19 protein-coding genes and 1 tRNA gene are annotated in these 21,703 nt (G+C 67.1%); 11 read left to right on the top strand and 9 right to left on the bottom strand.

Translation table 11 applies throughout. The features are described from left to right. Window positions 1–28 precede the first annotated feature (28 nt). The 5 genes from QP457_RS21065 to QP457_RS21045 form a co-directional block, all read right to left on the bottom strand. A complete protein-coding gene (locus QP457_RS21065; protein ID WP_205404558.1) occupies window positions 29–3,238 on the bottom strand; it encodes a CusA/CzcA family heavy metal efflux RND transporter in 3,210 nt (1,069 codons plus the stop codon). A 9-nt stretch (window positions 3,239–3,247) separates the two neighbouring features. Beyond that, complete coding sequence (locus QP457_RS21060) at window positions 3,248–4,447, bottom strand: efflux RND transporter periplasmic adaptor subunit (RefSeq protein WP_205404557.1); 1,200 nt, start codon at window positions 4,445–4,447, stop codon at window positions 3,248–3,250. Continuing rightward, entirely contained in the window at window positions 4,444–5,697 is a 1,254-nt protein-coding gene (locus QP457_RS21055; protein WP_205404556.1) for a TolC family protein, read from the bottom strand. Before QP457_RS21055 ends, QP457_RS21060 begins: the two co-directional genes overlap by 4 nt. 56 nt (window positions 5,698–5,753) lie before the next feature. Next, entirely contained in the window at window positions 5,754–6,098 is a 345-nt protein-coding gene (locus QP457_RS21050; protein ID WP_205404555.1) for a hypothetical protein, read from the bottom strand. Window positions 6,099–6,382: 284 nt separating this feature from the next. Next, window positions 6,383–6,781, bottom strand: a complete 399-nt coding sequence (locus QP457_RS21045; protein ID WP_205404554.1) for a RidA family protein — start codon at window positions 6,779–6,781, stop codon at window positions 6,383–6,385. A gap of 110 nt (window positions 6,782–6,891) precedes the next feature. Here QP457_RS21045 and QP457_RS21040 point away from each other — a divergent pair, with 110 nt between their 5' ends. Then, window positions 6,892–7,785, top strand: a complete 894-nt coding sequence (locus tag QP457_RS21040; protein ID WP_205404553.1) for a LysR family transcriptional regulator — start codon at window positions 6,892–6,894, stop codon at window positions 7,783–7,785. Here the strand turns inward: QP457_RS21040 and QP457_RS21035 are convergent. After that, window positions 7,754–8,986: a glycosyltransferase gene (locus tag QP457_RS21035; RefSeq protein ID WP_205404552.1), complete on the bottom strand. Its 1,233-nt coding sequence runs from the start codon at window positions 8,984–8,986 to the stop codon at window positions 7,754–7,756. The genes QP457_RS21040 and QP457_RS21035 overlap by 32 nt on opposite strands. A gap of 203 nt (window positions 8,987–9,189) precedes the next feature. On the opposite strand from QP457_RS21035, the gene dnaQ reads away from it, so the two are divergent. From dnaQ to uvrD, 6 genes are all read left to right on the top strand, one after another. After that, window positions 9,190–9,699, top strand: a complete 510-nt coding sequence (dnaQ, locus tag QP457_RS21030; protein WP_205404551.1) for a DNA polymerase III subunit epsilon — start codon at window positions 9,190–9,192, stop codon at window positions 9,697–9,699. Between the two features lie 238 nt (window positions 9,700–9,937). Next, window positions 9,938–10,174 carry a 50S ribosomal protein L28 gene (gene rpmB / locus QP457_RS21025; protein ID WP_005411638.1) on the top strand — a complete coding sequence of 79 codons (237 nt, stop codon included), beginning with the start codon at window positions 9,938–9,940 and terminating at the stop codon, window positions 10,172–10,174. Window positions 10,175–10,184: 10 nt separating this feature from the next. Beyond that, window positions 10,185–10,352 carry a 50S ribosomal protein L33 gene (rpmG, locus tag QP457_RS21020; RefSeq protein WP_170272460.1) on the top strand — a complete coding sequence of 56 codons (168 nt, stop codon included), beginning with the start codon at window positions 10,185–10,187 and terminating at the stop codon, window positions 10,350–10,352. A 205-nt stretch (window positions 10,353–10,557) separates the two neighbouring features. Beyond that, window positions 10,558–11,976 carry a cardiolipin synthase gene (gene cls, locus QP457_RS21015; protein ID WP_205404550.1) on the top strand — a complete coding sequence of 473 codons (1,419 nt, stop codon included), beginning with the start codon at window positions 10,558–10,560 and terminating at the stop codon, window positions 11,974–11,976. 24 nt (window positions 11,977–12,000) lie between these two features. Then, window positions 12,001–13,422: an FAD/NAD(P)-binding protein gene (locus QP457_RS21010; RefSeq protein WP_205404549.1), complete on the top strand. Its 1,422-nt coding sequence runs from the start codon at window positions 12,001–12,003 to the stop codon at window positions 13,420–13,422. Window positions 13,423–13,431: 9 nt separating this feature from the next. Beyond that, the gene (gene uvrD / locus QP457_RS21005; RefSeq protein ID WP_205404548.1) at window positions 13,432–15,624 is read left to right on the top strand and encodes a DNA helicase II; all 2,193 of its coding nucleotides are present in this window, start codon (window positions 13,432–13,434) and stop codon (window positions 15,622–15,624) included. 107 nt (window positions 15,625–15,731) lie between these two features. Here the strand turns inward: uvrD and QP457_RS21000 are convergent, their stop codons facing one another. Further along, on the bottom strand, window positions 15,732–16,442 hold the full coding sequence (locus QP457_RS21000; RefSeq protein WP_180164926.1) for a hypothetical protein: 711 nt from the start codon (window positions 16,440–16,442) through the stop codon (window positions 15,732–15,734). A 135-nt stretch (window positions 16,443–16,577) separates the two neighbouring features. On the opposite strand from QP457_RS21000, the gene QP457_RS20995 reads away from it, so the two are divergent. Both QP457_RS20995 and QP457_RS20990 read left to right on the top strand, forming a co-directional pair. Then, a complete protein-coding gene (locus QP457_RS20995; RefSeq protein WP_100461988.1) occupies window positions 16,578–16,904 on the top strand; it encodes a low molecular weight protein tyrosine phosphatase family protein in 327 nt (108 codons plus the stop codon). A 105-nt stretch (window positions 16,905–17,009) separates the two neighbouring features. Further along, window positions 17,010–17,564, top strand: coding sequence for a hypothetical protein (locus tag QP457_RS20990; protein ID WP_205404547.1), 555 nt, complete (start codon window positions 17,010–17,012; stop codon window positions 17,562–17,564). 94 nt (window positions 17,565–17,658) lie between these two features. Here the strand turns inward: QP457_RS20990 and QP457_RS20985 are convergent, their stop codons facing one another. Together QP457_RS20985 and rtcR are read right to left on the bottom strand one after the other, a co-directional pair. After that, window positions 17,659–17,805: a hypothetical protein gene (locus tag QP457_RS20985; protein WP_205404546.1), complete on the bottom strand. Its 147-nt coding sequence runs from the start codon at window positions 17,803–17,805 to the stop codon at window positions 17,659–17,661. A gap of 75 nt (window positions 17,806–17,880) precedes the next feature. After that, entirely contained in the window at window positions 17,881–19,476 is a 1,596-nt protein-coding gene (gene rtcR / locus QP457_RS20980) for an RNA repair transcriptional activator RtcR (RefSeq protein WP_205404545.1), read from the bottom strand. A 187-nt stretch (window positions 19,477–19,663) separates the two neighbouring features. On the opposite strand from rtcR, the gene QP457_RS20975 reads away from it, so the two are divergent. Both QP457_RS20975 and QP457_RS20970 read left to right on the top strand, forming a co-directional pair. Further along, entirely contained in the window at window positions 19,664–21,211 is a 1,548-nt protein-coding gene (locus tag QP457_RS20975) for an RNA-binding protein (protein ID WP_205404544.1), read from the top strand. A gap of 303 nt (window positions 21,212–21,514) precedes the next feature. Beyond that, window positions 21,515–21,657, top strand: a tRNA-OTHER gene (locus tag QP457_RS20970). The last annotated feature ends 46 nt before the right edge of the window (window positions 21,658–21,703 follow it).

Raw genomic sequence — 21,703 nt, 5'->3', positions numbered from 1 at the left:
GCGGAAAGGGCTCCGACCCCCTCTCACCTCACCCTACCGCCCGCACCTTCGCCACGCGCGCAGCAAAGGTCGGCAGCACCAGCAGGGTCAGCACCGTGGCGGTGATCAAGCCGCCGATCACCACTGTTGCCAGCGGCTTCTGCACTTCCGCACCGGAACCACTGGCGATCGCCATCGGAATGAAGCCGACGATGGCCACCAGCGCGGTGGTCAGCACCGCGCGGATACGGCTGGACGCACCATTGATTGCGGCCATCATCGGCACGTCACCGGCGTTCAGGCGCTCACGGATCGCCTGCATCAAAACCAGGCCGTTGAGCGTGGCCACGCCGGACACTGCGATGAAGCCCACCGCTGCCGACACCGAGAACGGCATGCCGCGCAGCAGCAGGGCGAGGATGCCGCCGACCAGCGCCAGCGGCACGCAGCTGAACACCAGTACCGCTTCCTTGCCGCTGCGCAGGGCCATGAACAGCAGGCTGCCGATCAGCAGGAACACCACCGGCACCACTGTGGCCAGGCGCTTTTCCGCGCGCTGCAGGTTCTCGAACTGGCCACCCCAGGTCAGGTACGCACCGGGCGGCAGCGCCACCTCGGCGACGGCGGTCTGCGCCTCACCAACGAAGCCGCCGAGATCGCGGCCACGCACGTTGGCCTGCACCACCACGCGGCGGCTGCCGTTGTTGCGGCTGATCTGGTTCGGCCCTTCGCTGACGCTGATGCGCGCGACCGAGGACAGCGGAATCACCACACCGGCCGGTGTTGCGATCGGCAGCGAGGCCAGCTGATCCGGGTCGTTGCGTGCGCTGTCGTCCAGCCGGACCACCACGTCAAAGCGACGGTCGCCCTCGAAGATCTTGCCGGCCGCCGTGCCGCCGATGCCGGTGGACAGCGCATCGCTGACGTCCGCGGCGGTCAATCCGTACTGCGCCGCTGCCACATGGTCGATCTTGACGTTGAGCGTGGGCAGGCCGGAAATCTGCTCCACGCGCACATCGGCCGCACCTTCCACCGCACGCAGTTTCAGCGCCACCTGGTCGGCCACCTTCTGCAGCTGGCTGAAGTCATCGCCGAAGATCATCACCGCCAGATCGGTCCGCACGCCGGAAATCAGCTCGTTGAAGCGCAGCTCGATCGGCTGGCTGAACTCGAAGCTGTTGCCCAGCTGCTGGCCGGCCAGCTTTTCGAAGCGGGCCACCAGCGCTTCCTTGCCCAGCTTCGGATCGGGCCAGTCCGCACGTGGCTTGAGCACGATCACGCTGTCGGAAATGTTGGTCGGCATCGGATCGATCGCCGCTTCAGCGGTACCGGTACGCGAGAACACCGTTTCCACTTCCGGTTGCTTGGCAATCGCCTTTTCCAGCGCCAGCTGCATCGCCAGCGATTGCTCCAGTGAGGTGGACGGCACGCGCAGTGCCTGCATTGCCACGTTGCCTTCATCCAGTGTCGGCATGAACTCGCGGCCGAGCAGGCCGAACGAACCAATACCCACCAGCAGCATCAAGCCCGCACCCGCCACCACTGACCGCGGCCGCGCGACGGCCTGGCGGATGATCGGCTCGATGCGCCCACGCAGCACGCGGATCAGCTTCGTTTCGTGCTCGCCATCATCGCTGTGTGCCTCGCCTTCCTTCAGCTTCGGCTCGCGCACCATCAGTGCGGCCATCGCCGGCACGAAGGTGAAGGAGAAGATGAAGGCACCGACCAGGGCCAGCATGAAGGTCGCCGCCATCGGGTGGAACGTCTTGCCCTCCACGCCTTCCAGGGTGAGGATCGGCGCGAACACCAGCAGGATGATCAGCTGGCCGAACGCTGCCGGTCGCGCCATCCTGCGCGCCGAATCGGCCGCTACACGCAGGCGTTCCATCGCGGTCAATGCACGGCCCAGTTCGGCGCGCCGCTGGCCCAGCATCAGCAGCGTTGATTCGATCACGATCACCGCACCGTCCACCAGGATGCCGAAGTCCAGCGCACCCAGACTCATCAGGTTGCCGCTGATGCCGAAGCGGTTCATGCCGATCACTGCGAACAGGAACGACAGCGGGATCACCAGTGCGGTGATCGCCGCCGCGCGCAGGTTGCCGAGCAGCAGGAACAGCACCACCACCACCAGCAGGGCGCCCTCGGTGAGGTTCTTGGCCACGGTCTTGATGGTGGAATTGACCAGCACGCTGCGGTCCAGCACCGGCGCTGCCACGATGTCGGCCGGCAGCGATTTGTTCACTTGTTCCAGGCGCGCGGCGGCGGCCTGGGCCACGGTGCGGCTGTTGCCACCGGCGATCATCAGCGCGGTACCCAGCACGGCTTCATGGCCGTTGCGGCTGGCCGCACCCAGGCGCGGTGCGCGGCTCAGTTCGACCTCGGCCACATCGGACACCCGTACCACCACGCCGTTGCGGGTGGCCACCGGCGCTTGTGCCAGATCGTCGGTGGTCAGCGCCAGGCCATCGGCACGCACCACCAGGCCTTCGCCGGCACGCTGCACGAAGCCGGCACCGGCCTGCACGTTGGAGCGCTGCAGGGCCGTCACCAGATCGGCCAGGCCCAGGCCATGCGCGGCCAACCGCGCGCTGTCCGGATGCACGCCGTATTCCTTGACGTAGCCACCGACGGTGTCCACGCCCGCCAGCCCGGGGCTGGAGCGCATCTGCGGCGCGATGATCCAGTCCTGCACAGTGCGCAGGTAGGTGGCGCGTTCTTCCGGCGTGCGCAGCAGGTTGCCTTCCGGCGTGCGGTAGACCTCGCCGGCCTGCCAGCCGGCTTCACCGGGCTTGGCCAGCTTCGCAGGGTCGAACGCGGTGAAGTCCACCGTCCACATCAGCACCTCGCCGAGGCCGGTGGTGACCGGCGACAGCATCGGCGATGCACCATCGGGCAGGTCTTCCGATGCTTCGCGCATGCGTTCGGCCACCTGCTGGCGGGCGAAGTAGATGTCGGTGGCATCGGTGAAGATCGCGGTGACCTGCGAGAAGCCATTGCGCGACAGCGAACGGGTGGTGGTCAGGCCGGGGATGCCGGCCAGCGCGGTTTCCAGCGGATAGGTCACCTGCCGCTCGATCTGTTCGGGCGTCAGTGCCGGCGCCACGGTGTTGATCTGCACCTGGCGGTTGGTGATGTCCGGTACCGCATCGATCGGCAGCTTGCCGAGCTGGAACAGGCCCACGGCGGCAATGAGTGCAGCCAGGGCTACGACCAGCCAGCGGTGGCGTACCGCGGTTTCAATGATGAGCTTGAACATGGATGGTCCTCAGTGCCCGTGCTCGGCTTCGCCCTTGGCCAGTTCGGCCTTGAGCAGGAAGGCGTTGGCGCCGACGATGCGTTCGCTGCCGCTCAGGCCACCGAGGATCTCAATGCGGTCGCCGGCGCGTCGGCCAGCCAGCACCGGTTGCACCTTGAAGCCGCCCTCGACGGCGACGAACACCGCGCTGCTGCCATCCACGTTCTGCACGGCATCGGCCGGCACGCTCAACGCGCCGTCCTTGCCGTCGGTGACCACCACCGCCGACACCGGCGAACCGGCGGGCGGCAATGCCGCATTGACCGGCGTGGCACGGATCACCGCCACGCCACCCTGCTGGCGCACATCGGCGGCAGAACCGGTGACGGTGGCACTGAAGCTGCCGCCCGGCACGGTCACTTCCAGCGTCATGCCCGGGCTGACCTGTGCGGCCAGCGCTGGCGGTGCGGTGAACACCAGCTCGTTCATCGACGGATCGGCGACGTCGGCCACCGGGCTGCCGGCTGCCACCACGCCACCGGGCGTCACCTGCACGTTGCCGACGATGCCGGCCACCGGGCTGGTGATGCGCACGCGGCCGCTGCTGTCGGGTGAACCGTTGGCGGCGGCCTGTGCCTGTGCGGCCGCAGCCTGCGCCTGTGCCGCCAGCGAGCGCGCACGTGAGGTTTCCAGTTCCTGGCGGGCGACCACGCCCTGTTCGACCAGCGCCTTGTCACGGCCATGGGCCAGGCGCGCCGCCTCGGCTTCCGCAGCAGCGGCAACCGCATTGGCGCGGAACACCGCCGCCTCGCCGCTGACCACGATCGCCAGCGCCTGGTTCTGCTTCACTGCCGTGCCCGGTGCGACCAGCACGCGCTCCACGCGCCCGGTTACGGTGGAGGCGACCGATGCACGCGCACCGATCGATGGCTCCACCCGGCCGGACAGCCGCGTTGAACCGCCGCCGCCGCGGCCGACGGCAACCACGTCGATGCCGGAGGCCTTGATCTGCTCGGGCGTCAGCTGCACCACGCCTTCATCGGCGTCGGGCACCTTGCTTGTTTCGGCCTTGGCTTCGGTGCTGTCAGCGGCATGACCATGGCCGTCGTCGGCCGCTGCCTTGCTGGCGGCATCCGACGCGTCCGGGGTCTGTGCGTTGCCGGAGCAGCCGGCCAGGAATACGGTCAGCAGCAGGCCACCCACCAGGGGGAAAGAGCGGGACAGGTTCATCGGGCCTCCACAAAAGGTGCGCGCCCTTCGAGGCGGGCGAGATCGATTTCCGCGCCGACGCGCGACAGACGCGCGTCCACAGCGGTGCCGCGGGCGGCGATGAGGGCACTGCGGGTACTGCGCAGTTCCAGCTGCGAGATGCGTCCGGCGTCGAAGCCGACGCGGGCCAGGCGATAGGCCTCCTCGGCGGCCACGACGCTTTCATCGGCGGCACGGGTGCGGCTGCCGGCAGCTTTCAGCCCCGCCACCGCCGACAACCGTTCCGCTTCGCTGTCACGGCGCTGCTGGTCCAGCCGCGCCTCGGCCGCGCGCTGTTCGGCACTGGCGGCGCGGATGCCACCACGGTTGCGGTCGAACAACGGGATCGAGAGGCTGACGCCGAGCGTGTAGGCCTGCTCACGGTCCTCGCGGAAACGCGTCTGCGCGGCCGTGACGCTGAGGTCGGGCAGGGCACGCTTGCGCTCCACATCGACCAGGCGACCGGCTGCATCCACCTCGGCTTCGGCGACGCGCACGGCCAGTGCCACATCGGTGGCGCCGCGCGGTGTCGGCGGTGCGCGGTCGAGCAGGCTGTCGTCGATGGTCTGCACCGGTGCATCCAGCAGGGCCGCACCGGCCAGGCGGGCCAGTGCAGCATCGCGGAAGGCCTGCGCCTCATCCAGCGCGGCGCTGGCATTGGCCACTTCGCTTTGTGCCTGCACCGCGCGCAACTGCGGCTCGCGGCCATGCTTGACCATGGCGGTGACCGCCGCCGCATCGTCGCGGGTGAGGGTCAGCGCTTCGTCGGCCAGGGTGTAACGACGCAGGGCGCTTTCCGCCTGTGCGTAGATCGCCGCCAGCTGGCTGGCGACATCACTGCGGCTCTGCGAACCACGCAGGGCAGCGGCCTGTGCCTCGGCGCGGGCGGCGCGGACGCGCGCGCCACGCTGGCCCCAGACCTCCAAAGGCTGGGACAGGGTAAGCACGGTGTCGGCCCTGCCCATGCCGCCGTAGGAGCCCGTGCCCCAGGCGTTTTCGGCGGACCAGGAAAGGGAGGGGTTGGGCAGCGCCCGGGCCTGGTCGGCGCGGGCGTCGGCCGCCTCGGCCAATGCCGCGCCGACGCGGGCGCCGGGCAGCTGGTCGAGACGTTCAAGCAGGGTGTCGTACGAAGGTGCGGCTTGTGCGGCGACCTGTGCGGCGGGGATCAGGCCCAGCAGCACGGCGACGACCAGCCCGGCCGCGCGCGGCGACCGACGTGTCAGGATCGACATAGGGGGATTCCGGTTGTGAGTGAAACGGGAGCCCGCGATTGCGGGACGCGCTCAACTCACGCCCGGGGAGGACGTGCCAGTTCGTCCTGGGCGACCGCATAGGTCGCCGCGTCGCCTGCATTCATCCAGCGCGCCGGTTGCGGCGTACCAAAGGCGGCGAAGGTGCTCGCCGGCAGGCTCAGGTTGGAGTGGTGGCAGTGGTTATGACTGCAGGCAGCGGTGTGCTTGCCGTCACTGTCATTGCCACCGTCGGGCTCTTCGGCAGCCGACTCCACATGCACCACCGTGCTGTCGTGCGGTTCCACCGCACACGCCAGAACATCGGCCACCGGCACGACCACGAACGCCGCCATCAGCAGCATCAGCAGGTACGAACGAAGGTGGCGGGCGATCCGGCGCATGGAGGGGAGGCTAGCAAGCGGTTTTCGGTGGATACAATATCAATGGCCACCTCGGGAATTCGTCGGAACCTCCCGTTCAGCTGCGCCGCGCACGGGACTGCTGCTCTGGTAGGTGCCGATCTTGGTCGGCACGCCTTTCGGTCCGTGGGGTGGGACACCGGGATGCGCTTCTGTAGAGCCGAGCCCATGCTCGGCTGCTGTCGCGCGACCAGCTGCCCCGGTAGGTGTCGACCTTGGTCGACACGCTTTTTGACCCCCGACACATTGCCGGCCAGCGGCCGGCACTACCGGTCGGCGGGCAGCTTCGCGATCACCTTGATCTCGAACTGGAACCCATACAGCCAGGTCACGCCGATGCCGGTCAGGGTCGGGTACGGCGCTTCGCCCCAGTACTCCGGCACGATCGCCCAGGCCTTTTCGAAGTTGGTTTCCGGGTCGACCAGGAACACGGTCACGTCGATCACGTTGTCGAACGTGCAGCCAGCCGCGGCCAGCACCGCGTTGAGATTGTCGAAGGCGCGACGCACCTGGGTCTCGAAGTCCGGTTCGGGCGAACCGTCCTCGCGGCTGCCGACCTGGCCGGAGACGAACAGGAAGCCATTGGACCGGATCGCCGGCGAGTAACGGTTGCGCTCGTACAGCGCCTGCCGGCCGGCGGGAAAGACGACATCACGGTGGGACATACGGGGGATTCCAGACGGGAGGAGACCATCCTCCCCGCTGCCGCTGTCTAGATAAACCGCGATGATGCGCCTAGATTGATTGGTAATTCCAAATAATCAGAGCCGCTGACATGGACCGCTTCGAGGCGATGCGGGCGTTTGCCCGGGTGGTGGAGACCGGCAGCTTCACCCGCGCCGCGCATACGCTGCAGCTCAGCCGCACCACGGTCACCCAGCTGGTACAGCAGCTGGAAGCGCATCTGCGGTTGCGGCTGCTCAACCGCACCACGCGCCGGGTCAGTGTCACCGCCGATGGCGCGGCGTATTACCCGCGCATCGTGCGTCTGCTGGCCGAGCTGGAAGAGGTGGAGGGCGGCCTGGGCGATGCCGCCGCACAACCGCGCGGTCGCCTGCGCATCGATGTGCCCGGACCGTATGCGCGGCTGCGGCTGGTGCCGGCGCTGCCCGGTTTCCAGGCGCGCTATCCGGAGATCCAGCTGGAGGTGGGGGTCAGCGACCGCGAGGTTGATGTCATCGCCGACAACGTCGACTGCGTGATCCGCGGCGGAACTCCGGCCGACCCGGCGTTGGTGGCGCGTCCGCTGGCGAGCCTGCCGATCGGCTTTCATGCCAGCCCTGGCTATGTGCAGCAGTTCGGTATGCCGGAACACCCGCGCGCGATGCAAGGGCCGGACCACCACACGGTCGGTTTCCTCAGCCCGCGCAGTGGCCGCGCCCGCGTGTTCACCGCGCAGCGCGGTGCCGAGCGCATCGAGGTGCAGGGGCGCTATTCAATCGGCTTCGATGATGGCAACGCCTATCTGGCGGCGGGTCTGGCCGGCCTCGGCGTGGTCGCGCTGCCCAGCTACATGGCCGAACCGCATGTGGCGCGCGGCGAGCTGCTGCCGGTGCTGCAGGACTGGCGCCTGCCGCCGATGCCGATGCACGTGATGTTCCCGCCGAACCGGCACATGAGCCAGCGGCTGCGGGTGTTCATTGAGTGGGTGGTGGAGACGTTGGGCTGAGCCACCGCTCGATCGCCGCTACGCCGCATGCCACTCCGTCCTCGTTCGCCATTGCAGCGCCCAGCGCGGCTGCACGCGCGCGCGTAGCCGCCTGCTCGGCGAACGCCAGTGCATCGGCCAACGCCTGCGGCTGCAACCGTTTCGGTGACAGCGGCGCAGGCGCTACACCCAGCCGCTGCAGGCGATCGGCCCAGAAGAACTGGTCGGCGGCAAACGGCATCACCATCGACGGTATGCCGGCACGACAGGCCGAATGCGTGGTGCCGCTGCCACCATGATGGATCGCCAGCGCGCAGCGCGGCAGCAAGGCTTCATGCGGGGTGGGGCCGATCACAAATACCGTGTCGGGCAACGCCATGTCGGGCACGCCGACCCAACCGGGAAACAGCAGCACGCGGCGCGGTGCCAGCGCCGACAACAGCGCCGGCAGCACACGTTCGCGGTCGAAGCCGGTCATGCTGCCGAAGCCCAGGTAGACCGGCGGTGGCCCGGCATCGAGGAAGGCCTGCAGTTCCGCCGACGGTTGCCACGGCGCAGCAGGTGCCGACCATTGGCCACACACGACATGGTCGGCCGGCCAGTCCAAAGGCGGTGCCAGCAGCTGCGGCGAGATGCCGTACAGCATCGGCAGGCCGGTCCACAGCGAGCGTCGTGGCGGCTGCCCGGCGTGCTGGCGGGCAGCGTTGATCGGGCCACGGAACTGCCGCCAGATCAGACCGTTGACCAGTCCGTAGCTGGCCCGGTTCAACCATCCCGGCGAGCGCCCGGGTGGCAGGAAGGGCGAGCGGAATGCGCGCGTCGGCGTCAGCGGAATCATGCCGGCGCCGATCACCGGAAGACCACGACGTTCGCCCACGCTCATGCCGACGAACGCCGCCAGGCCGCCGGTCAGGATCGCATCGCAGCCCTCGGCTGCAGCATCGGCCTGGCGCATCCAGCCGGCGACGTGCTGCAGCGCCATCCGTGCCAGCCCGGTGCTGGCGGCGGCCACGCCGTTGCCGCGTGAGACCAGCGCCACCACTTCATCGTGGATGTCGCCTTCCAGCGCCGCGTGCCGGACGCCCATTGCTTTCGCGCTGCCCAGGGTGCCGCCGTCGGCCAGCAGCATGACGTCGTGGCCGGCCGCGATCAGCCCGTGGCAGAGCATGACCAGCGGGCGTGTATCGCCTTCGGTGCCGTAGGTGAGGGCCAGCAATCGCATTGGAGCCTCCGCAGTGAGGCGGCAGTATGCCGGTATCGCAGTGTTCGTCCCGCCTACCCGTTGGCGCGCCGCATGGGACAATCCCGCATCACCTGCCCACGCTGCACGGGCGCGCGCACCAGGATCCAGCACCGCATGACCGCACTCCCTTCACTACCGTCCGTTGTCTCCTGCCTGCGCGTTGCTGCTCACAGGTGTGCGGCATGAGCCGCATCGTCGCGCTGGACACCGAAACCACCGGCATCTCGCATCGTCTGGGCCACCGGGTGATTGAAATCGGGGCGGTGGAACTGATCGATGGTCAGCTCAGCGGCCGCCAGTTCCACACCTATCTGCAGCCGCAGCGCAAAGTGGACTGGGGCGCGCAGCGCGTGCACGGCATCAGCGATGCGATGCTGGTGGGCAAGCCGCTGTTCGCGAGCAAGGCCGCCGAGCTGCTGGAGTTCCTGCGTGGCAGCGAGATGGTCGCGCACAACGCTACCTTCGACGTCGGCTTCCTCGACAACGAGCTGCGCTTGGCCGGCATCGCCGATGGGCTGGCCCAGCACTGCCGCGTGACCTGCAGCCTGAAGCTGGCGCGGGGGCGCTGGCCCGGCCAGGGCAACAAGCTGGACGATGTGCTGCAGCGCCTGCGCATTCCCGGTAATCGTGGCCTGCACGGCGCGCTGAAGGACGCCCATCTGCTGGCCCAGGTCATTCCACACCTGCGCTGAGCTGGCCCCCGTCGCCGTGTTCAGCCTTGCCCTGTGGGTAACTTGCGCAAGTGCTTGAACCCGTGCATAATGCGCGGCTCGCTGTGTCCGGTTTTCTATCGGGCGGCGCCCCCGGGAGCACGTCCCCGGCCGCCCAACGCCAGCGTAACCCTTTGATTCTCTTGACGTGTGGTGGGCAACCATCGAGGCCGCCGTCTCCCGGGCTACGGGCTGACACAACTTACTATCGAGGTGCGCCATGTCCCGCGTATGCCAGGTTTCCGGCAAGCGAGTGCAGACGGGTAACAACGTCTCGCACGCCAACAACAAGACCCGTCGTCGTTTCCTGCCGAATCTGCACGAGCGCCGCTTCTGGGTTGCCAGCGAGAACCGCTGGGTGAAGCTTCGTGTTTCCGCGCATGCACTGCGCACCATCGACAAGAACGGTATCGATTCCGTTCTGGCTGAGCTGCGTGCGCGCGGCGAAAAGGTCTGAGGAGTAGACGATCATGGCAGGCAAGCGCGATAAGGTCCGTATGATTTCGACCGCTGGTACCGGTCACTTCTACACGACCGACAAGAACAAGAAGAACACCCCGGGGAAGATGGAATTCTCCAAGTACGATCCGGTCGTGCGCAAGCACGTCCCGTACAAGGAAGGCAAGATCAAGTAATCCGCAAGGATTGCTGATTGCCTCCGAAGAAACCCGCCCTCGTGGCGGGTTTTTTTGTGGCCCCCCGCCCCCGGTAGGTGTCGACCTCGGTCGACACGTTCCGACCCCGGTGGGTGCCGACCGTTGGTCGGCACGCTTGGCGCGGCTCGACTCCACCCACCCCGCTGGGCAGAATGGCCCATCACCCTCCCGACGGGCGCGCCTGATGCTGTTCGAGTGGTTGCTGGGTTCGTATCTGCTGCTGATCGACTGGCTGATCCGGCTGGTGGCGCTGTGCTGGATCCCCACCCGCACCACGCCGGGCGCGGCGCGCAGCTGGCTGCTGCTGGTCGGCTTCGTGCCGCTGCTGGGCCTGCCGCTGTACCTGCTGTTTGGCCACCCGTGGCTGTCGCGCGAACGCATCCGCCGGCAGGCCGAGGCCTCGCAGGTGATCCGCGAGGAGCAGGCGCTGCAGCGCCGACTGCGCTGGACGCCACAGCCCGACTCGGCCAGTGCCGAAGTGGTGCCGCTGGTGCAGCGCCAGGGCGATTTCATGCCGGTGCATGGCAACGCGGTCGACCTGCTGACCGACTACGACGAATCCCTGCACAACCTGATCGCCGACATCGACCAGGCCCAGGACCGGGTGCACCTGCTGTACTACCTGATGTTCGATGACACGGTGGGCGAGGCCATCGTCGAAGCCCTGCAGCGTGCCGCCGCGCGCGGCGTGCAGTGCCGCGTGCTGCTGGATGCGGTGGGCGCCAAGCGCGGCCTGCGTGCGTACAGCAAGCGGCTGCGGTCACGTGACGTCGAAGTGCGCGCGATGCTGCCCGGCGGCCTGCGCTGGCGCCGCAGCGGACGCATGGACCTGCGCAACCATCGCAAGATCGCAGTGATCGACAACGAAGTGGGCTACGTCGGTTCGCAGAACCTGGCGCGGCCTGAATTCGTTGCGGGGCACCCCAACCGCGAACTGGTGGCGCGCGTACGCGGGCCAGCAGTGGCGCACCTGGAGGCGGTGTTCGCCAGCGACTGGTACATCGAAACCGGGCAGCGCCTGGACGTCATCGCCGATGTGCCGGTGTGCAGCGAGGACATCGCCACCCAGCTGCTGCCCAGCGGCCCGGCGTACCCCTACAGCAACGCGCGCGATGCGGTGGCCGCGCTGATCCATCTTGCCCGGCGCCGGCTGGTGATGGTGACGCCGTACTTCGTGCCCGACGAAGCAACGCTGAGTGCACTGCGCATCGCCGCACTGTCCGGCGTGCAGGTGCAGTTGATATTGTCGGCCAGCAACAACCAGCGGCTGACCTCGTGGGCACAGGAGGCCTACTACGACGAGCTGCTGCGCTGCGGAGTGCAGATCGCGCTGTACGAGCCGCAGTTCCTGCATGCCAAGCACATGAGCGTGGACGAGGACATCGCCGTGCTCGGCTCGATCAACATGGACATCCGTTCGTTCGCGCTGAACGCCGAAATCGGCCTGATCTGCTACGACCGACAACTGGTCACACAGTTGTGCGCCATCGAGGACGACTATCTGCGCCAGTCGCGCCTGCTGGACCTGGAGCAATGGCGCAAGCGCCCCGCGTGGCTGCGCAGCCGCGAAGGCATCGCGCGCCTGGCCGATGCCTTGATGTAGGCCGGCGCCAGCCCGGCAGGGCCGATGGCCTACAATCGGCGCATGACTGATTCACCGCGTAATGGCGAACTGGACCTGGCGATCATCGGTGGTGGTGCGGCCGGGGTGCTGGTAGCGATCCAGATGCTGCGCCAGGCTCAGGCCCCACTGACGCTGGCCATCTTCGAACCCGCCTCGCAGCTGGCACAGGGCATCGCTTATGCCACGCCATGGCCGGAGCATCTGCTGAACGTACCGGCGGCGAAGATGAGCGCCTTCCCCGACCAGCCTGGCGACTTCCTCGATTACCTGCAGGCGGCCAACGCCTACCCGGGTGAGGCGCGCGAGGTGCTGGGTGAACGTTACGTGTGCCGCCATTACTTCGCCGCCTATCTGCAGCAACGCCTGCGCGAGGCCGAAGCGACCAGCGCGGCGCGATTGCAGGTCATCGCCCAACCGGTGCTGGCGCTGCATGCCGATGACCACGGTTACCAGCTGCAGCTGGGCGATGGCACAACGCTGCATGCAGCGCAGGCGGTGATCGCTACAGGCAACAGCATGCGGCCGCTGCCGGTGGACGGCGCCGATGCGCTGCTCGCCGATGACGTGGTCGAAGCCTGGGATTACGACGGCGTGCGCACGCTGGCCGGTGGCCATGCACTGGCCATCGTCGGCTCCGGGCTGAGCATGGCCGACACCGTACTGGCGCTGGCGGCCGCAGGTCACAGCGGGCCGCTGCACGTGATCTCGCGCCATGGCTTGCTGCCGTTGCCGCATGCACATGGTGGCCAGCCGGCGTTCGACCCGCAGGAGCTGCTGCCGATGACCCTGCGCCAGCGCCTGCGCGCACTGCGCCAGCACGCACGGCAGGCTCAGGTCGATGGCATCCCGTGGCAGGGCGTGATGGACCGCATCCGTCCGCACGGCCAGGCACTTTGGCTCAGTCTGGGCGAGGCCGACCAGCGTCGCTTCCTGCGCCACGTGGTGCGCTACTGGGACGTACACCGTCATCGCATCGCTGAGCCGGTGGCCCAGCAGTTGCAGGCGTTGCAGGCCAGCGGCCAGCTGCGGGTTCACCGCGCCCGCCTGCAACGCGTGTGGCGCGACGGGGATGCCCTGCAGCTGTCGGGTCGCGAGGCGGGCGGCGGCAACGTGCAGTGGACGATCGGTGCGGTGGTCAATGCCACGGGCGTGGAAACCCGTGCCTCGGCGCTGCGCAACCCCTTGCTGCAGCAGCTGCAGGTCGACGGCCTGGCCCGTCCCGGCCCGCATGGGCTGGGCCTGGACAGCAGTGTGCCGGGCGACCGGCTGTGCGCAGCGGGCGGCCAGCCGCAGGCGCGCTTGGGCGTACTCGGCAGCCTGCGCATCGGCAGCCTGTGGGAAAGCCTGGCGGTGCCTGAACTGCGTCAGCAGGCGCAGGCCCTGGCCGTGCAGGTGGTCGCAGGAGCTGCGACGTCGATGCCGTAAAATGGAGGCATGGATGTCTCCCACTTGCTTGATGGCCTGAACCCGGCCCAGCGCGAAGCCGTCTCCGCTCCCCTCGGTCACCACCTGGTGCTGGCCGGTGCCGGGTCGGGCAAGACGCGCGTACTCACCCACCGCATTGCCTGGCTGCATGAAGTCGAAGGCGTGCCGACGCACGGCATTTTCGCGGTGACCTTCACCAACAAGGCCGCTGGCGAGATGCGCCATCGCATCGACGCACAGCTGCCGCATGGCAGCCGCGGCATGTGGATCGGCACCTTCCACGGCTTGGCCAACCGCCTGCTGCGCCTGCACTGGCAGGACGCCAAGCTGCCGGAAAGCTTCCAGGTGATGGATTCGGACGATCAGCTGCGGCTGGTCAAGCGCGTGGTACAGGCGCTGGAGCTGGATGACGGCAAGTACCCGCCCAAGCAGATTGCCTGGTGGATCAACGCGCAGAAGGATGAAGGCCGCCGCCCGCAGCACATCCAGCCCGAGCCGAACGACGCGTGGCTGGAAACCATGCGCCAGGCCTATGCCGAGTACCAGGCGCGCTGCGACCGCGCCGGCCTGGTCGATTTCGCCGAGCTGCTGCTGCGCGCGCACGAACTGCTGCGCGACAATCCGCCGTTGCTGTCGCATTACCGCGCGCGGTTCCGCGAGATCCTGGTCGACGAATTCCAGGATACCAACGCCATCCAGTACGCCTTCGTGCGCGTGCTGGCCGGGCATGAGGGCCACGTGTTCGTGGTCGGTGACGATGACCAGGCCATCTATGGCTGGCGCGGTGCCAAGGTCGAGAACGTGCAGGGCTTCCTGCGCGATTTCCCGGGCGCGCAGACCATCCGCCTGGAACAGAACTACCGTTCCACCGCCAACATCCTCAACGCCGCCAACGCGGTGATCGCGCACAACCCGGACCGCATCGGCAAGCAGCTGTGGACCGACAGCGGCGACGGCGATCCGATCGACCTGTACGCGGCGTACAACGAGATGGACGAGGCGCGCTACATCGTCGAGCGCGCGCGGCAGTGGGTGCGCGACGGTGGCAGCTATACCGAAGTGGCCGTGCTCTACCGCAGCAACGCGCAGTCACGCGCGCTGGAAGAAGCGCTGCTGAGCGAACAGGTGCCGTACCGCGTGTACGGGGGCATGCGCTTCTTCGAGCGCGCCGAAGTGAAGGATGCGCTGGCGTACCTGCGCCTGCTGTCCAACCGCAACGACGACGCTGCATTCGAGCGCGCGGTGAACACGCCCACGCGTGGCATCGGTGACCGCACGCTGGACGAAGTGCGCCGCGAAGCACGCACCCAGGGCATCTCGCTGTGGGAAGCCACCATGCTGGTGACCCAGGGCAGTGCATTGGCGGCGCGTGCGCGCAACGCGCTGGCCGGCTTCCTGGTGCTGGTCAATGAACTGCAGGCGCAGACCCAGCAGATGACCCTGGCCGAGCGCGTGGACCATGTGCTGGTGCGTTCGCAGCTGCGCGAACACTGGAGCAAGGAAAGCCGCAACGCGCTGGATTCGGAATCGCGCACCGACAACCTCGACGAACTGGTGTCGGTGGCCTCGCGCTTCGTGCGGCGTGCCGACGACATCGAGGAAGTGGGCGAGGACATGGACGAGCTGGTCGCGTTCCTGGCCTATGCCGCGCTGGAAGCTGGTGAAGGCCAGGCGCAGGCGGGCGAGGAGGGCGTGCAGCTGATGACGCTGCACTCGGCCAAGGGCCTGGAATTCCCGCTGGTGTTCCTGGCCGGCGTGGAAGAGGGCCTGTTCCCCAGCGCACGGTCGCTGGAGGAAAGCGGGCGGCTGGAAGAAGAACGTCGACTGGCCTACGTTGGCATCACCCGTGCGCGACAGAAGCTGGTGCTGAGCTACGCCGAATCGCGGCGCATCCACGGCCAGGACAACTACAGCCTGCCGTCGCGCTTCCTGCGCGAGATCCCGCGCGAGCTGCTGCACGAAGTACGGCCGAAGGTGCAGGTCTCGCGACCGGCCTCGATGGGCGCAAGCCGGGTGATGGGTCACGCCGCCATCGAAGCGCCGCCGATCAAGCTGGGCGCGCTGGTCAACCATCCCAAGTTCGGCGAAGGCATGGTGACCGACTACGAAGGCAACGGCGCCCACGCACGTGTGCAGATCGAGTTCGCCGACGCCGGCAGCAAGTGGCTGGTGATGGCATATGCCAACCTGACGGTGATCTGATCGCTGTCAGGGGGCCGGGACATCTGTAGAGCCGAGCCATGCTCGGCCGCGGTTGGCCGGAAAATTCAGCCGAGCATGGGCTCGGCTCTACAAAAAACGGCTGGGCGTCACTTGGTGGTGAACGTCTCCACTGCTGCCACCAGCCGCACGCGCTCCATCATTTCCTCATCCTGCCGGTTGCGGATCAACACATAGCTGCCTTCTTCCGGTGACAACACCTCGATCACCTCGTCGCGATAATTGGTGATCTCGATGAAGCCGTCGCCTACGCCGCTCAGATTGTCGATTTCAGCCAGGAGTACCCGCAACGGCACGAGGGCGCCGGACTCGTCTGTGCCGCCGCCGGTGCGGGGGTTGTCGAAGTACACGCTGACCTTGGGTTGCACGGTTCTGTCCCACTCGTAGATCGAAACGACATGCGTCGTGGCCAGCCGGAACTCCTCTGCTGATTCCTCGCCGCTGAACTCGCACTGGAAGATCGGCACGCACAGGAACAGGTTCGCACGACCCTCAATCTGGTTGAGGAACCCGTGATACGTGCTGGGCACCGCCATTGCGTGGGTGAACCCATAAGCATTGGAAGAAATAGTGAAGATCGTTGGCCTGTCGTGAGACAGATGGCGCGGCGCTTCCAGTGCAACGCTGGAGGCGAGTTCCGGGTCGTTGATGTTCTTTGAGACAACCATCAGATCCTGGCCATCGGTGATCCTCAAACAGCAATGAAGATCGAATGTCGCCACGGTGTACTTGGCGAAGTAGCAGCCGTGGACCTCGGTTACCTCCCCGAACTCCTGCAACAGGTCATCTCTGGTAATCATGGGCGTGTCCAAGATGCGATAGCCCAATGATCGCTGATGAAGCCTGCGGCGGCCATGCAACGTCTCTGAAGGTACTGCGTAGGGCCAGAGCCCTTTTCCGTTGGAAAAGGGATCCGACCCCGATACGCTGCGGTCATGACCCGCAAGGTTCTCTTCCTCTGCAGCCAGAACCGCCTGCGCAGCCCGACGGCCGAGCAGGTGTTCGCCGAGTGGCCGGGCATCGAGACCGCCTCGGCCGGGCTGCTCGCCGACGCCGAAGAGATCCTCAGCCCCGAGCTGTTGCAGTGGGCCGACCTGGTGTTCGTGATGGAGCGGGCGCATCGCAACCGGCTGTCCAGCCGCTACAAGCCGTGGCTGAAGGGCAAGCGCGTGATCTGCCTGGATATCCCGGATGACTACGAGTACATGGACCCGGTGCTGGTGGAGCTGCTGAAACGGAAAGTGCCGCCGTTCCTGCGCTGAGCGCGGTCTTGTAGAGCCGAGCCCATGCTCGGCTGCTTTCCGCAGCAAAGCCAGTCGAGCAGGCGCGGCTCTACAATAGCGGCCACATCTCCCAGGAATGCCCTCATGACCGAGCCCACGCTGCATGTCACCGTGAAATTGAACGCCAGGCTGCAGCCCGAGCATCGCCATGAGCTGTTCGAGGATCCGCTGGATGCGCTGCTGCAGGCGGCCGAGCTGGGTGGGATCACCGGAGGCGGTACCGCGATGTCCGACGAAGGCGAAGTCGAATACGGCGATATCGAAGTGGCACTGGTCGATGCCGCGGGCGTGCCGAAGCTGATCGACCTGCTGGAGCAGCTGGGTGCACCGAAGGGCTCGCAGATACAGGGCGCAGGCGAGGCCGATCGCAGCTTCGGCGTGACCGAGGGCCTGGGCATCTACCTCGATGGCCTCACCCTGCCGGACGAGGTATACGAGCAGTGCGATTCGAACCATGTGTTCGAACAGCTGTCCGAGCGCATCGATGGCCTGGGCGAGATCTGCAGCTGGTGGCAGGGGCCGAGCGAGACCGCGCTGTACATGTATGGCCAGTCGTTCGAGGCGATGCGTGAGGCGATCGCTGAATTCGTCAGCAGCTACCCGCTGTGCCAGAACGCACGCGTGGTGCAGATCGCCTGAGCATAGGCCTCTACCGGTAGGTGCCAACCTTGGTTGGCACGATGTCGTCGGTCGCGGAGAGCAGCCGAGCATGGCTCGGCTCTACAGAAGAGCGTTACCGACTTGCGGCCTGCTGCGCGTTCTCGCGCAGGGCAAGGTGCTTGCCCAGCTGGTAGCCGCCATAGAACAGCACGAACGCGGCGGCCACGGCCAGAAGAATGGCCCGTGGGGTGATCTGTGATGTCGGCTTGCGGTCCTGCATGCGCGTGCTCCCCGATGGCGGCAGCGTGCCGCGCGCCCAGCATGCGCCGTGCGTGGCAGCCGGGCAAGCCCGGCGCTACGGTGTGACCGGACCCCGCACCTGCTCCCAGTCCAGCCCGAACTTGGCCAGGTATTTGCGCAGGCGGTCGGCGTCGTTGGTGCTGGCGCGCTGCGTGCGCGAGACCGCAAACAGCTCGCGACCCGCAGCGGACAGCGATTTCGAGCGCGCACAGACCCGCACCACTTCTTCCAGCTGCACGCGATCGAAACGGTCCAGCGTGTCCACGGCATCGCCCAACAGTGCATCCAGCGGTGAAGGCGCATCGCCGCCGCGCCACTGCGCCCGCAGGCGCACGATCTCGTCTTCCACGCCCTCGATCTGGATGCGCCCGGCACTCGCCAAGGTGGCCAGGCGCATGATCGACGCGCCCAGATCGCGGAAGTTGCCGCGCCACGCGGCTTCCGGGCTGGTGGCGAATGCCAGATAGCGCGTGCGTGCCTCGACGTTGAAACGTACCCGCGCATGCTGGTCCTGCGACCAGCGTTCCAGCTCGAACTCGATGTTCGGTTCGATGTCTTCCATGCGCTGGGCCAGACCCGGCAGGCGATAGGTCCACAGGTTGAGGCGGGCCAGCAGGTCTTCGCGGAAGCGGCCTTCCAGCACCGACTGCTGCAGGTCGCGGTTGGTGCCGGCGATCAGCTGGAAGTCGCTCTCCACTTCGCGGTCGCTGCCGACCGGCAGGAACCGCTTCTCTTCCAGCGCCCGCAGCAGCATCGCCTGTTCGTCCTGGCCGAGTTCGCCGATCTCGTCCAGGAACAGCAGGCCTTGGTGGGCTGAGCGCAGCAGGCCGGCACGGTCGCTGGAAGCACCGGTATAGGCGCCCTTGGTATGGCCGAACAGGGTGCTCATCGCACCGTCGCCGCGCAGGGTCGCGCAGTTCACCTCGACGAAGCGACCCGGCAACTGGTGCTTGAGCTTCTTCAGCTCGAACACACGCTTGGCCAGCTGGCTCTTGCCTGCACCGGTCGGCCCCATCAGCAGCATCGGCGCGCGCGAGCGGGTAGCCACCGTTTCGATCTGCTCGATCATGCGATTGAAGGCCGCGTTGCGGGTGGCGATGCCGCCCTTCAGCAGGTCGCGGTCCTGCAGCTGCTGCTGGGCAAAACGCTGGGCGATGTGGTCGTAACGCGATAGATCGAGGTCGATGACCGCGTACGTGCCGGCGGCGCCGTCCTGCTTGCGCGGCGGCGAGGTCTGCAGCAGGCGCCCGGGGAAGTGCCGGCTCTCGGTCAGCAGGAACCAGCAGATCTGCGCGACGTGCGTGCCGGTGGTGATGTGGACGTAGTAGTCCTCCTCCTCCGGCTGGAACGGATAGCTGGCGAGGAAGTCATGCAGGGTGGCGTAGACCCCCTCGAATTCCCACGGATCTGCCAGGTAGGTGTCGTGCCGCTGCACGCTGATGCCCGGCGCCGCCTGCACCAGATCCTCGCAGACCACCCGCGCCAGCTTGCTGTAGCGGCGCTCATCCAGCAGCAGCTCGATGCGGTCGGGCAGGAAATCCTCATGCATGCCCAGCGACACCGTCGGGCGCCACTTCTGCCAGCGCCCCGGGCCCTCGCCCGCGTCGAGCTGGGTGCCGAGCATGCCAAAGACCACCTGCCGACGCGCCATATCCATTCCTATAAAAGATGCGCCAGAAATATATATCGTTTCGCCGCGTCTCGCTGATCAAGATAGCTCGATTCAAGAGAAATTCCATGAAAATCAATCGCATGGATACTTGCGAGAAAAGTTGGCACGGCCATTGCTCTATATCCAGCAAGACACGACGCGGGCTGTTCCCGCCGAGGACATCAGCATGGCCAACCTTTCGCTCTTCTCCTGGATGCGCACGCCGCAGCCGCCGCAGGCAGACACCGTCAATGAAGCCGGTGGCCTGGCCTACCGCCGCGACCCGCGTGCAGCGCTGGCGCTGTATGCGGCCACCGGGTGCCTGAACAACACTTTCTACAGCGACGCCGAAGCGCAGCTGCAGCAGGTGCTGGCGCTGACCGCGCAGGTCGAGCCGCGCTTCATCGCCCGCACTGCCCTGTACGCCCGCCAGGTCGCACATATGAAGGACATGCCGGCGCTGCTGCTGGCGGTGCTCAGCCTGCGTGACCCGGAGGCGTTCGCTCTGGCGTTTCCGCGGGTGATCGACAACGGCCGCCAACTGCGCACCTTCGTGCAGATCATGCGCAGCGGCCAGGTGGGGCGTCGTTCGCTGGGCTCGCTGCCCAAGCGCAGGGTGCGTGAGTGGATCCAGCAGGCGTCGGCGGAAACGCTGGTGCGTGCGGCGATCGGCCAGCAGCCGTCGCTGGCCGATGTGATCCGCATGGTGCATCCGAAGCCGGCCAACGCCGAGCGCAAGGCGCTGTATGCCTGGATCATCGGTCGTGCGTACGACGAGGCGCAGCTGCCGGCGGTCGTGCAGGCCTACGAAGCCTTCAAGCGCGATCCGCGCGGACTGCCGCCGGACCTGCCGTTCCAGTACTACAGCACGCTGCCGCTGGATGCGGCGCAGTGGTCGGCACTGGCCCGCAATGCATCGTGGCAGTCGATGCGGATGAACCTCAACACGTTCGCCCGCAACGGCGTGTTCGATGATCCGGCGATGGTGCAGGTGATCGCAGATCGCCTGCGTGATCCGCAGCAGGTGCGTCGTGCCCGTGTACTGCCGTACCAGCTGCTGATGGCCTTCCACGCGGGTGCTGGCTTGCCGTCGCCGATCCTGGAAGCGCTGCAGGATGCGATGGAGATCGCGACGGCGTCGGCGCCGGCATTGCCGGGGCGGGTGGTGGTGGCGGTGGACGTGTCCGGTTCCATGCAGTCGCCGGTAACCGGCTACCGCAAGGGCGCCAGTACCGCGGCACGCTGTGTGGACGTGGCGGCGCTGGTTGCAGCCTGCGTGCTGCGCGGGCAGCCGCAGGCCAAGGTATTGCCGTTCGATACCGAAGTGCGCCACGTGCGGTTGAACCCGCGCGACAGCGTGATGACGTTGGCCCGCCAGCTGGCGATCAACGGTGGCGGTACGTCGGTCAGCGCACCGCTGCAGTACCTCAACCTGAAGCGCGAGCCGGTGGACCTGGTGGTGATGGTGTCGGACAACGAGAGTTGGCGCGACACCCGCCAGGGTGGGCAGACGGCCACGATGCTGCAGTGGGATGCACTGAAGCGTCGCTGCCCGCAGGCGCGGCTGGTGTGCATCGACCTGCAGCCGGTGGCCAGCAGCCAGACCGTGCAGCGCGGTGACGTGCTGCACATCGGAGGCTTCAGCGATGCGGTGTTCGACCTGATCGCGCAGTACGCCGCTGCGGCCGAGGACGGCAGCAGCTGGGTCCAGCGCATCCAGGACATGGCGTTGTAAGGCGGCAAGGATGTCGCCACGGACCGCCCGGCTGGCAATGGGGCCAGCCGGGCAGGGCCAGGAGTTCGTTTTTGCGGTGAATGCTGGTGGAACTACATTGGTTGTCCCTTCGGGGTCGGGTTCGAGTCCCGCGTTTCCTGCCTGTCGTGAGGAAGCAGACGTTCCACTTCCCTTGTCACCGCACCTTTTCGAACGGCACCGGCAACGGCGCCGATGCTTCACCGCCGGCAGCGCGAATGCCGGAGGAACTACAGCCTCTTAAGCTCCAGGTCGCGGGTTCGACTCCCGCCTGCCGCGGCAACGCGGCGGTAGCTCAGTGGTAGAGCAGGATGTTCCTCCAGATTCTTGTCGTGCTGCCGGCACCTTCGCTTTCGTTGCGCGGGGAATGCAGGTGGAACTACATCGGAAGCCCTTCGGGGTCGGGTTCAAGTCCCGGCCGTCATCCACGGCAACGTGGACGACGGAATGTTCCACCACCTTTGTCACCGCACC

The organism is Stenotrophomonas sp. As-7 (assembly GCF_030291015.1).
GTDB lineage: Bacteria > Pseudomonadota > Gammaproteobacteria > Xanthomonadales > Xanthomonadaceae > Stenotrophomonas > Stenotrophomonas lactitubi.
The sequence above is the reverse complement of the archived record's forward strand: the minus strand, read 5'-3'. Positions and strand labels throughout refer to the sequence as shown.

What these genes read in the sequence shown, in the direction of transcription:
- QP457_RS21040 (WP_205404553.1), top strand. Translation starts at nt 6,892, where the DNA reads ATGGACCGCTTCGAGGCGATGCGGGCGTTTGCCCGGGTGGTGGAGACC.
- QP457_RS21035 (WP_205404552.1), bottom strand. Translation starts at nt 8,986, where the DNA reads ATGCGATTGCTGGCCCTCACCTACGGCACCGAAGGCGATACACGCCCG.
- uvrD (WP_205404548.1), top strand. Translation starts at nt 13,432, where the DNA reads ATGGATGTCTCCCACTTGCTTGATGGCCTGAACCCGGCCCAGCGCGAA.
- QP457_RS21055 (WP_205404556.1), bottom strand. Translation starts at nt 5,697, where the DNA reads ATGTCGATCCTGACACGTCGGTCGCCGCGCGCGGCCGGGCTGGTCGTC.
- QP457_RS21010 (WP_205404549.1), top strand. Translation starts at nt 12,001, where the DNA reads ATGGCCTACAATCGGCGCATGACTGATTCACCGCGTAATGGCGAACTG.
- QP457_RS20975 (WP_205404544.1), top strand. Translation starts at nt 19,664, where the DNA reads ATGGCCAACCTTTCGCTCTTCTCCTGGATGCGCACGCCGCAGCCGCCG.
- QP457_RS21000 (WP_180164926.1), bottom strand. Translation starts at nt 16,442, where the DNA reads ATGATTACCAGAGATGACCTGTTGCAGGAGTTCGGGGAGGTAACCGAG.
- QP457_RS21060 (WP_205404557.1), bottom strand. Translation starts at nt 4,447, where the DNA reads ATGAACCTGTCCCGCTCTTTCCCCCTGGTGGGTGGCCTGCTGCTGACC.
- rpmB (WP_005411638.1), top strand. Translation starts at nt 9,938, where the DNA reads ATGTCCCGCGTATGCCAGGTTTCCGGCAAGCGAGTGCAGACGGGTAAC.
- QP457_RS20990 (WP_205404547.1), top strand. Translation starts at nt 17,010, where the DNA reads ATGACCGAGCCCACGCTGCATGTCACCGTGAAATTGAACGCCAGGCTG.
- QP457_RS20985 (WP_205404546.1), bottom strand. Translation starts at nt 17,805, where the DNA reads ATGCAGGACCGCAAGCCGACATCACAGATCACCCCACGGGCCATTCTT.
- QP457_RS20995 (WP_100461988.1), top strand. Translation starts at nt 16,578, where the DNA reads ATGACCCGCAAGGTTCTCTTCCTCTGCAGCCAGAACCGCCTGCGCAGC.
- dnaQ (WP_205404551.1), top strand. Translation starts at nt 9,190, where the DNA reads ATGAGCCGCATCGTCGCGCTGGACACCGAAACCACCGGCATCTCGCAT.
- rtcR (WP_205404545.1), bottom strand. Translation starts at nt 19,476, where the DNA reads ATGGCGCGTCGGCAGGTGGTCTTTGGCATGCTCGGCACCCAGCTCGAC.
- cls (WP_205404550.1), top strand. Translation starts at nt 10,558, where the DNA reads ATGCTGTTCGAGTGGTTGCTGGGTTCGTATCTGCTGCTGATCGACTGG.
- QP457_RS21045 (WP_205404554.1), bottom strand. Translation starts at nt 6,781, where the DNA reads ATGTCCCACCGTGATGTCGTCTTTCCCGCCGGCCGGCAGGCGCTGTAC.
- QP457_RS21065 (WP_205404558.1), bottom strand. Translation starts at nt 3,238, where the DNA reads ATGTTCAAGCTCATCATTGAAACCGCGGTACGCCACCGCTGGCTGGTC.
- QP457_RS21050 (WP_205404555.1), bottom strand. Translation starts at nt 6,098, where the DNA reads ATGCGCCGGATCGCCCGCCACCTTCGTTCGTACCTGCTGATGCTGCTG.